Raw genomic sequence first — 13,488 nt, forward strand, 5'->3', positions numbered from 1 at the left:
GTGACAATCCCCGCCAGCCGCCCTTGCGCAAGCCGGAACGATAGGTTCAAATGGGCCTGCCTTCGTCAGGGACGGACACGAGCGCCGGCTCCTCCTGGCCAAAATCAGCGAGAGAGGAGACGACATGGGTGACGCTCGTGTCTTGCGGAAATGGGCTGTCCAATGACCGATGGCCCGGTGATCATTGTCGGTGCCGGCCATGGCGGCTACCAGGTCGCGGCATCCCTGCGCCAGGCGGGCTTTTCCGCTGCTATCTGCCTGATCAACGACGAGGCGCATCTGCCCTATCAGCGGCCGCCGCTGTCCAAGGCCTATATCAAGGGCGTGGCCGGGCCGGAGAGCCTGATGTTCCGGCCGGAGAAATTCTACCAGGACCAGACCATCGAGCTGGTCGCGGGCCGCGCCGTGTCGATCGACCGCGCGGGGCGCAAGGTGCTGCTCGCCTCGGGCGAAACGCTGCCCTACGGCCACCTCGTGCTGGCGACCGGCGCCCGCAACCGGCTGCTCGATCTGCCCAATGCCAACCTTCCGGACGTGAAATATCTGCGCATCCTCGACGACAGCGAGGCGCTGCGGCAGATCATGCCGTCGAAGACGCGGATCGTGGTGATCGGCGCGGGCTTTATCGGCCTCGAATTCGCGGCCACCGCGCGGATCAAGGGGCTAGAGGTCGACGTGCTCGAGCTCGCGCCCCGCGTAATGGCGCGCGCGGTGACGGCGGAGGTCTCGGAGTATTTTCAGGCGCGGCATCGCGAGGCCGGCATCCGCATTCACCTCGGCGTGCAGGCAACGTCCATCGAGGCGGAGGACGGCAAGGTCACCGGCGTCTCCTTGAGTGACGGAAGGCATTTGCCGGCGGATCTCGTTGTGGTCGGCGTCGGCGTGCTGCCGAACATCGAGCTTGCGGCGGAGGCGGGGCTGCCGGTCGCGGCCGGTATCATTGTCGACGAATATCTCGCGACGGCCGATCCCGATATCTCGGCGATCGGCGATTGCGCGCTGTTCAACAGCCCGCGCTTCGGCGGATCGCAGCGGCTGGAATCGGTGCAGAATGCCACTGATCAGGCGCGCTGCCTCGCGGCGCGGCTGACTGGCGACCGTAAGGCCTATGACAGCCATCCCTGGTTCTGGAGCGACCAGGGCGATGACAAGCTCCAGATCGCTGGCCTCACCACCGGCTACGACCGCGTCGTGCTGCGCGGCGATCCCGCCAGGAAGGCGTTCTCGGCGTTCTGCTACAAGGGGGACAGTCTGCTCGGCATCGAATCGATCAACCGTGCCGGCGACCACATGTTCGGCCGCCGCCTGTTCGGCCTGGATCGCTCGATCACGCCGGAGCAGGCCGCCGACGAAAGTTTTGACCTGAAGGGCGCGCTGGCGTGAGCTCTTCTCCCTCGCCCCGCTTGCGGGGCGAGGTGAAGGAAGCGCGCGGTCTACACCACCGCGCCGACTTCCGCGGCTGTCGGCATCGACGGCCCCGCGCCCATGCGCTGCACGGAGATCGAGGCGGCGGCATTGGCGAAGGCGAGTGCCGCGCGCAAGTCGACGCCGTCGGCAAGTTGCGCCGCGAGTGCTCCCACAAAACAATCGCCTGCGCCTGTGGTGTCGATCGCCTTCACCACGCGGCCGGACACCGAAATCTCCTCGCGCCCGGCGAGCGCGAGCACGCCACGCTTGCCGAGCGTGACGCAGATGGTCTGGTCCTCGCGCGCCTGAAGTTTTCGCGCGACGTCGAGGATCCGCGCGGCCTCGTCACTGTCGGACAACTCCACGCCGGCGAGGAGGCCGAGCTCGGTCTCGTTCAGCACGAGGATGTCGACCAGCGCGAGCAATTCGCTCGACATGGTTTGTGCCGGGGCCGGATTGAGCAGCGTCGTGGCGCCGGTGTCGCGAGCCCGTTGAAAGAACGCGGCAATCGTCGGCAGCGGGATCTCGAATTGACTGACCGCGACATCGCCCTTTGCCAGCGGGACGCCCGCGACGTCATCGACGCCGACGAGCGCATTGCTGCCGGGAATGACGACGATGGTGTTGTCGGCCTCCGCCACCGTGATGATGGCGGTGCCGGTGTGCGCTTCGGCCGTCTCGCGGATCGCGCCGAGATCGATGCCTTGCGCGCCGAGGAACGTCCTCAGCTCACCGCCGAACGAATCCTTGCCGAGCCGGCCGATCAGCGTGGTCCGCGCGCCAAGCCGCGACGCCGCCACCGCCTGGTTGGCGCCCTTGCCACCCGGAAAATACAACACCTGCTTGCCGGCGACGGTCTCGCCGACCCGGGGATGGCGATCGGCCGTCGCCACCACATCCATGTTGATGCTGCCGGCGACGAAGACGCGCCCCATAAGAAACCTCAGATGAGAGACCTCGGCGAACGCTAGACCCTGACCTCGAACTCGTGCCTGACCTTGGCGATGTCGACAAGCGTCGGTAGGCCGGCTTCGTTGCCAAGGCGTTGGATCTTGAAGGTCGAGGCTGCCCGGGCAAAATCGAAATGCTCGCGCCAGCTTTTGCCGGGATGGGCGAGATAAGAATAGACATAGGCGCCGTGAAAGACGTCGCCGGCGCCGTTGGTGTCGATCACGCGCTCGCGCGGAATCGGCATCGCCGGCATCACCTGCACCGTTCCAGTCTCGTCGTACCAGAGCAGGCCCTTCTCGCCCATGGTGATGCCGCCGATCTTGCAGCCGCGGCTCTTGAGATAGTCCAGCATCTTCTCCGGCGTCAGGTCCATCTGCTCGCACAGGCGCTCGGCGACGATCGCGACGTCGATGAATTCCAATAGCTCATGCGTGTTGGTGCGAAGGCCGCCACCGTCGAGCGAGGTCAGAATGCCGGCCTCGCGGCAGACTTTTGCGTAGTGGATCGCGGCATCGGGCTGATGGCCGTCGACATGCAGCGCGCGGCAGCCGCCGAGATTGAGCATCGGGAACGGATGGATGTGGTCGTCGTCGCGGCAGCGGACGATGGCGCGCTTGCCGTCCTTTGGCATGATGAAGGACAGCGAGGACTGGTTGACCTTCCGCCCATGCAGCGAGATCGCGTATTTCGCGCACATGTCCATGAACATGCGGCCGAGCCAGTCATTGGCCGCGGTCGCGATCAGATCGGGCACGATGCCGAGCTTGGCGCAGCAGAACGCCGCGGTCACCGCATTGCCGCCGAAGGAAACCGCGTAGTCGGAGGCCACGTGCTTCTCGTCGCCGGTCGGCATGTGGTCGGTGATGAAGACGACGTCGATATAGGTCTGTCCGATGAAGAGAGCCTGCATTGCTTGTCCGTGATGCGCTTTGTGGTCCCGGCCGGCGCGCTTACTGTAACACCGGTTCCGCCGCGGGACCGCTGAAATTATTCGCAAAACCGCCGCCCGGAGTGCTTGAGGTCGGCATGCGGCCGGAATACGACCATCACCGGACAATGCCAAGCCCGGACAAACGCCGTCTCTCGGTCCACGGTTCCGGGCCGTTCAACAGGGGGTAGCATGATCACCGGCCTCGATCACGTCGTCGCACTGGTCAGGGATATCGGTGCGGCCAGGGCGGCCTATCAGACGCTGCTCGGGCGCGCGCCGGCCTGGCAGAATTCGGGCGAGGGCGCAGATCGGGTGCTGTTCACTCTCGCCAACATGACGATCGAATTGATGGCGCCGAACGGCTTCAGCGTGACCGCCGACCGCATGCGCGCGTTGCTCGGCGACCAGGAAGGCGTGCTCGCCAGCCTGTGCTTTCGTGTCGCGGACATGAGCAAAATGCACCGGCGGCTGGAGCGGGTGGCGCTCAAGCCGGATCCGGTTGCCGAGGTCGAAAGCAGCGACGCGGAGAGCGGCGCGGCCCTGCACTGGAAGCGGACGCGCGCCGCCACGGAGCTCACGCGCGGCGTGCGCATGTTCTTCCTCGAACTGGCTGATGAGCGTCCGCTTTCGCCGGCGACCGATATCGGGCCGATCGATGCGCTCGACCACGTCGTGATCACGACCGAGGATTCCGATGGCGCCGCCGCGCTTTATGGCGCGCGGCTCGGGCTCGATCTGGCGCTCGACCGCTCGCACCAGGATTGGGGCCAGCTGATGTTCTTCCGCTGCGGCGATCTCGTGGTCGAGCTGGTGCGCCGCCCCGTCGCGGGCGGCGATCCCCTGCATGACCGCCTCTGGGGCCTGAGCTGGCGGGTGACCGACATCGACGCCACGCGCGCCCGCCTGATTGCCGCCGGCCTCGACGTCAGCGACGTGCGCAACGGCCGCAAGCCGGGCACGCGGGTGATGACGGTGCGGACCGGCACCTGCGGCATCCAGACGGTCCTGCTGGAGCGCTCGTCGAAGCCGGTGGAGTGAGGGGCCTAACGCTCGGTCGTGTCCCGGACGCGCAGCAACGCCCTTGGCATTGCTGCGCGGAGCCGGGACCCAGAAGGCGGCGACCTCTCATTGATATGGGCCCCGGCTCTGCAGCGCACCGCTGAAGAAGCGCTGCGCTGCGTCCGGGGCACGAGATCGTTCTCAAACCGCCGCGCGCGTGTTACATGCGTCTTGAAGCATCCAGCGAGCACCCGGTTTGGCGAAAGCAGCGGCAAAGCGAACTCTGAAATGGCAGCGCGATCCCGAGGGGATGCGGCTGCGCATTCTCGAAGCCGCCAAGCAGGAATTCTCGGCGCACGGGCTCGCCGGTGCGCGCGTCGACCGCATCGCGGCCAACGCCGGCGCCAACAAGCGGATGCTCTACTATCACGTCGGCAACAAGGACGAGCTCTATCTCGCGGTGCTCGAAGGCGCCTACGACAAGATCCGCAGCGAGGAGCGCGGGCTCGATCTCGAGCATCTCGATCCGCCCGAGGCGATCCGCCGCCTGATCGAGTTCACCTGGAATTATTTCCTGCGCAATCCGGAATTCCTGTCGCTGCTCCAGACCGAAAATCTCGCCCGTGCAAAGCACCTGAAGCGCTCGACCAAGGTCAAGTCGATGCACTCGCCCTTCGTCGAAATGATCGGCACCGTGGTGCGGCGCGGTGTGTCCGGCGGCGACTTCAAGGTCGCGGTCGATCCTGTCCAGCTCTACATCTCGATCGCGGGGCTGTGCTTCTTCTATCTCTCGAACTCGGCGACGCTCAGCGTGATCTTCGGTCGCGATCTGCTGGCTAAGGACGCCAAGGACGAGCGGCTAGACCACATGGTCGGCCTCGTGCTGGCAGCGCTGACCGGACAGTCGGCCGCACTGTTAGCTATGACCAAGACGCCGAAATCGCGCGCCGCGGTGGTGCAGACGGTTTAGCGCGACTTCGTCGTATCGCTGCTTGCGATAATGGAAATTGTGGAGTCGGACTGCACCCCCAACGTCGTCCTGGCGAAGGCCAGGACCCATACCGCGTGATCCATCGATCGCGCGTGGTGCCAATCCCGAACGACCAGCCTTCGCCAAACTTCACCCTGTGGTTATGGGTCCTGGCCTTCGCCAGGACGACACCGAATGTTTGGAGGGACGGCACGTTCCGCCGCGATCCCCCGCCCAAACCTTGCGGAACCCCCGCCCAAAACGTCGCAGGAAAACCGCTGGACAGTATTTACCCAACGGGTTAATTTCTCGCCCAACGAACAAGACGACCGGGAGTGAGACGTGGCTGAGCTGAAGCCGCAGAGTGCGGTGTCCAAGATGCTGAATGCGGCCTGGATCCGGCCGTTTTTGTTCCTGGTGTTCATCGTCGTGGCCTGGGATCTCGCGATCCGGCTGTTCAAGATTCCCGCCTATCAGATCCCGTCGCCGGGCGATGTCATTGCGGTGCTGCGCACCGATTGGCCGGAACTGCTGCGCCAGTCCTGGCCGACGACTTATGCGACCGTCTGCGGCTTCGCGCTCTCGGCGCTGTTCGGTATCCCCATCGCGATGCTGATCGCGGGATCCAAGACCGTGGAGAGCTACGTCTATCCCCTGCTGGTGTTTTCTCAGTCCGTGCCGAAGATCGCGATCGCGCCGCTGTTCGTGGTGTGGTTCGGCTTCGGCATCATTCCCAAAGTCATTTCCGCGTTCCTGCTCGGCTTCTTCCCCGTGGTGGTCTCCGCCGTGCAGGGCTTCAAATCGGTCGATCCAGATATGGTCGATCTCGCCCGCGCCATGCAGGGCAGCCGCTTCCAGGTGTTTTGCGCGGTGAACCTGCCGCATGCGCTACCGGCGATCTTCTCCGGCCTCAAAGTGTCGGTGACGCTGGCCGTGGTCGGCGCCGTCGTCGGCGAGTTCGTCGGCTCCAATTCCGGCATCGGCTATGTGATGCAGCGCTCGATCGGCACATTCGACCTGCCGACGATGTTCGCAGCGCTCGTGATCCTCGCGCTGCTCGGCGTCATCCTGTTCTGGATCGTGGACCGGATCGAGAAGCTGGTCATTCCCTGGCATGTCAGCCAGCGCGAGGACGTGATTTTCGCCTCTTGACGACAACCAAAGCAACGAACGGCCGCCAACGGCCGACGCAAACAACGACAAGGGAGAGTGACGATGAAGCGATGGATAGGAGCTGTCTCGGCGGCGCTGATGGTGTTCGCGGCCATGCCGGCGCAAGCGGCCGACAAGGTCGTGCTGATGCTGAACTGGTACGTCTATGGCGAGCACGCACCGTTCTATTACGGCAAGGCCAAGGGCATCTACGCCGCCGAAGGCATCGACCTCGAGATCCAGGAAGGCCGCGGCTCGGCCGCGACCACGCAGGCGGTGGCCGCCAAGACCGCCGATTTCGGCTATGTCGACGTGCCCACCATGATGCGCGCCGCGATCAAGGGTGCGCCAGTGGTTGCGACCGGCGTGCTGCTCCAGACCAGCCCGATGTCCGCGATGGGCTTCGTCGACAAGAACATCAGGAAGCCCGAGGATATCAAGGGCAAGACGGTCGCGATCACGCCGGCCGATTCCATGACCCAGATCTGGCCGCTGTTCCTGAAGAAGACCGGCCTCAAGGAAAGCGACTTCCAGACGGTGGCGGGCGATGGCCAGACCAAGCTCAACGCCGTCATCAACGGCCAGGCCGATCTCTTGCTCGGCTACGTCATGGACCAGTCGATGAAGATCAAGGACGCCACCGGCAAGGACGTCTATCCGATCAAGTTCGCCGACTACGGCATCAACATGGTCTCGTCGGGCATCATCGCCAACACTGATTATGTGAAGGCCAATGCCGACCTCGTCCGCCGCTTCATGTCGGCGACGACCAAGGCGGTCGAAGCCGCCGAGAAGGAGCCGAAGGCCGCGGCGCAATCGATCCTCGATGCCAACCCCAAGGGCGGCAAGATCGACACGCTGACGCAGGGCTTTGAGCTGACCATTCCGCTGTACCGGACGCCTGAGACCAAGGGCAAGCGCCCGTTCCAGGTCACCGACCAGAACATGACGGACTCGGTCAATCTGATGGTCGAATATGGCGGGCTCGATGCCAAGGCCAAGGAGAACCCGAAGGCGTTCTACACCAACGACTATCTGCCGAAGAGCGGTTCGTGAAACCTGCGACGAACATGAGTGAAACCCTGCAACCGGCCGCGCATCTGAGACTGGTGAGCGACCGGGCTGCCGGCGATGCGTCGGGCATCAAGCTTTCAGGCGTGTCGAAGACCTACCGGACGCGCGACGGCGATGTGCCGTCGTTGCGGCCGCTCGACTTCCATATCAATGACGGCGAGTTCTTCGTCGTCGTCGGCCCATCCGGCTGCGGAAAGTCCACGCTGCTCAAGCTGATCTCGGGGCTGCTGCCGCCGACGACGGGCGAGATCCTGGTCGAGGGCGAGAAGGTGACGGCGCCGCACGGCAATGTCGGCATCGTGTTCCAGAACGCGCTGCTGCTGCCGTGGCGCAACATCCTGTCCAACGTCATGCTGCCGATCGACATGAAGGGGCTGCCGCGGCAGACATATCTCGACCGGGCCAAGGCGCTGTTGAAGCTGGTCGGGCTCGAAGGCTTCGAGAAAAAGCTGCCGTGGCAGCTCTCCGGCGGCATGCAGCAGCGCGCCTCGATCTGCCGCGCCCTGGTGCATGATCCCCGGATCATGCTGATGGACGAGCCGTTCGGCGCGCTCGATGCGCTGACGCGCGAGCGCATGAATGTCGAGCTGATGCGGATCCAGCGCGAGACCAGGAAGACGGTGCTGTTGATCACGCACTCGATCCCCGAGGCCGTGTTCCTCGCCGATCGCGTGCTGGTGATGACCGAGCGGCCCGGCGCGATCGCCGCGATCTACGACGTGCCGCTGCCGCGGCCCCGTTCGCTGGACGTGATGGCCGATCCTGTTTTCACCGAACTGGTGCAGCGGATCCGCAAGCATTTCTTCTCGCAAGGGACGTTGGATTAGGACGGATGGGATTTCCCGTGGCCTCTGCTGCGCGAACGGTGCGCTCCCTCCCCCGCCTGCGGGGGAGGGCTGGGGAGAGGGTGTCTCAACAACGGGACACTCCCCCAGAGGAGAAAGCCCTCACCCGGCACTTCGTGCCGACCTCTCCCGCAAGCGGGAGAGGCGAGTCGCCCGCGGCTGTACCGCTCGCACCAAATTCACCTCATTTCGTTGCGACACCATGTCACCGCGCCTGAAGCTGCGAGACATTGCCTTCTTCGAACGTCCCGTGCAGTTCGCGCGGCCGTTCCGCTTTGGCGCGATCACGATCAACGCGACTCCGCAGCTGTTCGTGCGGGTCGGGATCGAGGTCGAGGGCAGGGGAAGTGCTGTCGGTGCGAGTGCCGAGCTGCTGGTGCCAAAATGGTTCGACAAGCGGCCGGAGCTTTCGCCGGCCCAGACCGTCGATGACTTGCGCCGCTCGCTGGAGATCGCGCGGGGGCTTTATCTCGCGCGAACCGGATTTTTGACGGCATTCGATCTGCATGCATCGTGCATCGGTGCCCAGGTCGCGACCTGTGCGAAAAAGAACATTCCGGCGCTTGCCGCGGCTTGCGGACCCGCCGAAATCGACAAAGCGATCCTCGATGCGCTGCTCCGCGCTGCCGAGACCAATTTCTTCGGCGGCATGGCCGGCAACATCGCCGGCATCGATGCGCGGCTTTCGTCCGACCTGAAGGAAACGGATATCACGGCCTTTCTATCCGGCCGGAAGCCGCTGGCGCGCGTTGCCATCAGGCATACCGTCGGTCTCGACGACACCGTTGAAGGCGAGGGCGGAGTTGCAGATCCCCACGAGAACTCCGGTGCAAGATACTTCAAGCTGAAGCTGTCGGGGGACCCCGTCGGCGATGCAGCGCGGCTGGCGCGCATTGGCAAGGAGCTCGATGCGCTGGACCGGGACTACAAAGTGACGCTCGATGCCAACGAGCAATATGCCGATCTCGCAGCCTTGCATGAACTCATCGGCCGGCTCGACCATGACACTGCGCTGCGATCGATTTCATCCAGGCTGCTCTATGTCGAGCAGCCGATGCCGCGCGATGTCACGAGGCAGTCGCCGCTCGGCTCGCTCGCGGCGCGCGGCTTCATCATCGACGAAGCCGACGATTCCTACGACGCGTTTCCCGCGGCACGGGCGCTCGGCTATCACGGCATCTCCTCGAAGTCCTGCAAAGGGCTTTACAAGTCCATCGTCAACGCGACACGCGCGGCGAAATGGAGCTTGGCCGGCGAAAGATTCTTCGTGACCGGCGAGGACCTCACCTGCCAGGCGGGCCTCGCCGTGCAGCAGGACCTTGCGCTCGGGGCCTTCATCGGCATCACCCATGCCGAACGTAACGGCCACCATTACGTCGATGGCTTCGGTGATACGCCCGCCGCGGAGGCCCAGGCTTTCGCCGTCGCGCATCCCGATCTCTACGCGGATGCCGGGCAGGGCATCCGCCTCTCCATTCACAACGGCGATCTCCTCACGGGATCGCTCAATGCAACGGGCTTTGCGACGTCGGTTCATCCGGACTGGTCGGCGCTACGCCCGCTCGAACAGCCAAAATCTCTGCAGGAGCAGTCGGCATGACCACCCAACGCCTCGGCCTCATCATGAACGGCGTCACCGGCCGCATGGGACTCAACCAGCATCTGATCCGCTCGATCGTCGCGATCCGCGAGCAGGGCGGCGTCCGCTTGAAGAACGGCGACCGCGTGATGCCCGACCCGATCCTGGTCGGCCGCAGCGCCGAGAAGGTCGAGGGGCTCGCCAAGCGCTACAACATCGCGCGCTGGACCACCGATCTCGACGCCGCCCTCGCCGACAAGAATGACACCATGTTCTTCGATGCCGCGACCACACAGGCGCGGCCGGGGCTTCTGACCCAGGCCATCAATGCCGGCAAGCACGTCTATTGCGAGAAGCCGATCGCGACCAATTTCGAGGAGGCGCTCGAGGTCGTCAAGCTCGCCAATTCCAAGGGCGTCAAGCACGGTACGGTGCAGGACAAGCTGTTCCTGCCCGGCCTGAAGAAGATCGCCTTCCTGCGCGACTCCGGCTTCTTCGGCCGCATCCTCTCGGTGCGCGGCGAGTTCGGCTATTGGGTGTTCGAAGGCGGCTGGCAGGAGGCGCAGCGGCCGTCATGGAATTACCGCGACGAGGACGGCGGCGGTATCATCCTCGACATGGTTTGCCACTGGCGCTACGTGCTCGACAATCTTTTCGGCGAGGTCGAGAGCGTGAGCTGCATCGGCAACACCGACATTCCCGAGCGTTTCGACGAGCAGGGCAAGAAGTACAAGGCGACCGCCGACGACTCCGCTTATGCCACGTTCCAGCTCAAGGGCGGCGCCATCGCCCACATCAACATGTCCTGGGTGACGCGCGTCTATCGCGATGATCTCGTCACCTTCCAGGTCGACGGCACGCTCGGCTCGGCCGTCGCCGGCCTTTCCGACTGCATGATCCAGGCGCGGCAGGCGACGCCCCGACCGGTGTGGAATCCCGACGAGAAGCGGCTGCACGATTTCTACAGCGACTGGCAGAAGCTGCCTGACAACGTCACCTACGACAACGGCTTCAAAGAGCAGTGGGAGATGTTCATCCGCCATGTCTACGAGGATGCGCCCTACAAGTTCACGCTGCTCGAAGGCGTCAAGGGCGTGCAGCTCGCCGAATGCGCGCTGAAGAGCTGGAAGGAGCGGCGATGGATCGACGTCGCCCCGATCAAGGTCTGAGGTCTATCGGACAATCATCGATGTTGTTGAACCGTCATTGCGAGCGAAGCGAAGCAATCCAGAAACCCTCCGCGGACACAGTCTGGATTGCTTCGTCGCTTCGCTCCTCGCAATGACGGGGAGAGGTCTGAAATCATGAACAAGCCCGTCCAGCCGATGTTGTCGTTGTCGCTCAAACTGCCGAAGGCCGATCGCTCGATCGAGACCTACCGGCTCGCGGCCTCGCGAACGTTTCCCGCAAAGCTCGAGGGTCCGCTGAACCGCATTGCGTTCTCCGCCGTCCATACCGTGATCGATCCCTTTGCCGACAACGACCCGTGGCTCTCCGCTGCCGTCGACTGGGACAAGACCATCGCCTTTCGCGAGCACGTCTGGGATCTCGGTCTCGGCGTGGCGGAAGCCATGGATACCGCGCAGCGCGGCATGGGGCTGGACTGGCCGACCTCGCTGGAGCTGATCACGCGCTCGGTGTCCGCCGCCAAGCGCCGCAACGCGCTGGTGTTTTCCGGAGCGGGCACGGACCATCTTGCGGTCGAGGACGCCAAGAATCTCGACGACGTGATCCGCGCCTATGAGGAGCAGATATCGGCAGTCGAGAAGGTCGGCGGCCGCATCATATTGATGGCGTCGCGCGCGCTGGCGAAGCTGGGCCGCAACGCCGACGATTATGCCAAGGTCTATGACCGTGTGCTGTCGCAGGTTCGCGAGCCCGTGATCATCCACTGGCTCGGCGACATGTTCGATCCGGCGCTGACGGGATATTGGGGCACCAACGATCTCGACAAGGCAATGGATATTGGGGTCGCCATCATCAACGGCAACGCCGCCAAGGTGGACGGTGTCAAGGTTTCGCTGCTCGACAAGCAGCGCGAGATCGACATGCGCCGTCGTCTCGACAAGCGCATCAAGATGTACACCGGCGACGATTTCAATTATGCGGAGCTGATCGCCGGAGACGGGCAGGGCTTCTCGCACGCGCTGCTCGGCATTTTTGATGCGATCGCGCCGGCGGCGTCTTACGCCTTGTCGCGGCTGGCTGCTGGTGATGAGGCAGGCTTCCACGACGTGCTGGGTCCGACCGTGCCGCTGTCGCGGCACATCTTCAGGGCGCCGACCCGGTTCTACAAGACCGGTGTCGTCTTCATGGCCTATCTCAACGGCCACCAGGACCACTTCACCATGGTCGGCGGGCAGGAGAGCACGCGCTCGACGCTGCATCTGGCCGAGTTGTTCCGGCTGGCCGACAAGGCCGGGCTGCTCGCCGATCCGGAGTTGGCGACGCGGCGGATGAAGGCGGTGCTCTCAACGCGCGGAATCGAATCCTGATGCGTGATTTTTCGCCCGACCATCGCTGGCTGTCGCTCAACACGGCGACAATCCGCAAGCAGGCTGATCTCGTCGAGATCATCGATGCCTGTGCCAGGCACGGCATCCGCGCCATCGACCCCTGGCGCGACCAGGTCGCTTCCGTCGGCCTCGATCGCGCCGCGCGTGCGGTGCGCGATGCCGGTCTCGACCTGTCGGGCTATTGCCGTGGCGGCATGTTCACCTCCGACGCATCGCGCCGGAGCGAGGTGCGCGACGACAACCGGCGCTGCGTCGACGAAGCCAAGGCGCTGGGAGCCCCCTGCATCGTTCTCGTCGTCGGCGGCCTGCCGCAATATTCGCGGCCGGGCAGCGAGGCGTCGAAGGACATCGCCGGCGCGCGGACGCAGGTCGAGGAAGCGCTCGCCGAAATGCTCGATTACGCCAAACAGGCCAAGCTGCCGCTGGCGATCGAGCCGCTGCATCCGGCCTATGCGGCGGACCGCGCCTGCGTCAACACCACGAAGCAGGCGCTCGACATCTGCGACCGGCTCGACCCTGATCGCAGCGGCATGCTCGGCGTCGCGCTCGACGTCTATCACATCTGGTGGGATCCGGAGCTGATGGGGCAGATCGCGCGCGCCGGCCGAGATCGCCTGCTTGCCTTCCATGTCTGCGACTGGCTGGTGCCGACCAGGGACATTCTCAACGACCGCGGCATGATGGGCGACGGCGTGATCGACATCAAATCGGTGCGCGAAGCGGTCGAAGCGCAGGGCTTTGCCGGCTATTCGGAGATCGAAATCTTCTCCAACGACTGGTGGAGGAAACCGATGGATGAGGTGCTGCAAACCTGCATCGCGCGGCACAAGACGGTGGTGTAGCTTTAACGAACGCTGGTCTCACGGGCTTGCTACCTGCTGCAGCCTGTTGAAGCGTGCCTTCTGCTCGGTGCTCCGCACAAACTCCTGCAGAGCAGCGAACTAGTTGGGAGTAGTACCAACGAGAGGTGGACAGCCTTCAGCTTTCAGGCAGAATATCACCACCCCGATGCCGCAGCCGCGCCACAGTCTGCGCCAGATCGGATGAGGTAATTGGTGGCATCA

General features: G+C 64.4%; 12 protein-coding genes. 10 read left to right on the plus strand and 2 right to left on the minus strand.

The genetic code is table 11. The features are described 5' to 3' along the window. The first annotated feature begins 162 nt into the window (after positions 1-162). The gene (locus AC0L30_RS00755) at positions 163-1,383 is read left to right on the plus strand and encodes an NAD(P)/FAD-dependent oxidoreductase (RefSeq protein WP_007593906.1); all 1,221 of its coding nucleotides are present in this window, start codon (positions 163-165) and stop codon (positions 1,381-1,383) included. A 50-nt stretch (positions 1,384-1,433) separates the two neighbouring features. On the opposite strand, the gene AC0L30_RS00760 is transcribed toward AC0L30_RS00755, so the two are convergent. Beyond that, positions 1,434-2,342: a ribokinase gene (locus tag AC0L30_RS00760; protein ID WP_007593905.1), complete on the minus strand. Its 909-nt coding sequence runs from the start codon at positions 2,340-2,342 to the stop codon at positions 1,434-1,436. A 32-nt stretch (positions 2,343-2,374) separates the two neighbouring features. After that, positions 2,375-3,268, minus strand: coding sequence for a sugar kinase (locus tag AC0L30_RS00765; RefSeq protein WP_007593904.1), 894 nt, complete (start codon positions 3,266-3,268; stop codon positions 2,375-2,377). A gap of 210 nt (positions 3,269-3,478) precedes the next feature. Between AC0L30_RS00765 and AC0L30_RS00770 the strand changes: the two genes are divergently transcribed. From AC0L30_RS00770 to AC0L30_RS00810, 9 genes are all read left to right on the plus strand, one after another. Further along, positions 3,479-4,327 (plus strand): VOC family protein, encoded by an 849-nt coding sequence (locus tag AC0L30_RS00770; RefSeq protein ID WP_007593903.1) that lies wholly within the window; start codon positions 3,479-3,481, stop codon positions 4,325-4,327. Between the two features lie 271 nt (positions 4,328-4,598). Next, the gene (locus AC0L30_RS00775) at positions 4,599-5,258 is read left to right on the plus strand and encodes a TetR/AcrR family transcriptional regulator (protein ID WP_007593902.1); all 660 of its coding nucleotides are present in this window, start codon (positions 4,599-4,601) and stop codon (positions 5,256-5,258) included. Between the two features lie 342 nt (positions 5,259-5,600). Then, positions 5,601-6,410, plus strand: coding sequence for an ABC transporter permease (locus AC0L30_RS00780; RefSeq protein ID WP_007593901.1), 810 nt, complete (start codon positions 5,601-5,603; stop codon positions 6,408-6,410). Between the two features lie 63 nt (positions 6,411-6,473). Next, complete coding sequence (locus AC0L30_RS00785) at positions 6,474-7,466, plus strand: ABC transporter substrate-binding protein (protein WP_007593900.1); 993 nt, start codon at positions 6,474-6,476, stop codon at positions 7,464-7,466. A gap of 14 nt (positions 7,467-7,480) precedes the next feature. Then, positions 7,481-8,311, plus strand: a complete 831-nt coding sequence (locus AC0L30_RS00790) for an ABC transporter ATP-binding protein (RefSeq protein WP_371261368.1) — start codon at positions 7,481-7,483, stop codon at positions 8,309-8,311. Between the two features lie 220 nt (positions 8,312-8,531). Further along, a complete protein-coding gene (locus AC0L30_RS00795; protein WP_007593898.1) occupies positions 8,532-9,929 on the plus strand; it encodes an enolase-like domain-containing protein in 1,398 nt (465 codons plus the stop codon). After that, positions 9,926-11,077 (plus strand): Gfo/Idh/MocA family protein, encoded by a 1,152-nt coding sequence (locus AC0L30_RS00800; RefSeq protein ID WP_354127733.1) that lies wholly within the window; start codon positions 9,926-9,928, stop codon positions 11,075-11,077. The genes AC0L30_RS00795 and AC0L30_RS00800 overlap by 4 nt, the downstream gene beginning before the upstream one ends. Before the next feature lie 135 nt (positions 11,078-11,212). Continuing rightward, on the plus strand, positions 11,213-12,403 hold the full coding sequence (locus tag AC0L30_RS00805) for a dihydrodipicolinate synthase family protein (protein WP_473254856.1): 1,191 nt from the start codon (positions 11,213-11,215) through the stop codon (positions 12,401-12,403). Beyond that, complete coding sequence (locus tag AC0L30_RS00810) at positions 12,403-13,266, plus strand: sugar phosphate isomerase/epimerase family protein (protein ID WP_007593895.1); 864 nt, start codon at positions 12,403-12,405, stop codon at positions 13,264-13,266. Before AC0L30_RS00805 ends, AC0L30_RS00810 begins: the two co-directional genes overlap by 1 nt. Positions 13,267-13,488: the final 222 nt, after the last annotated feature.

This window comes from Bradyrhizobium sp. MI1.11, assembly GCF_055811255.1.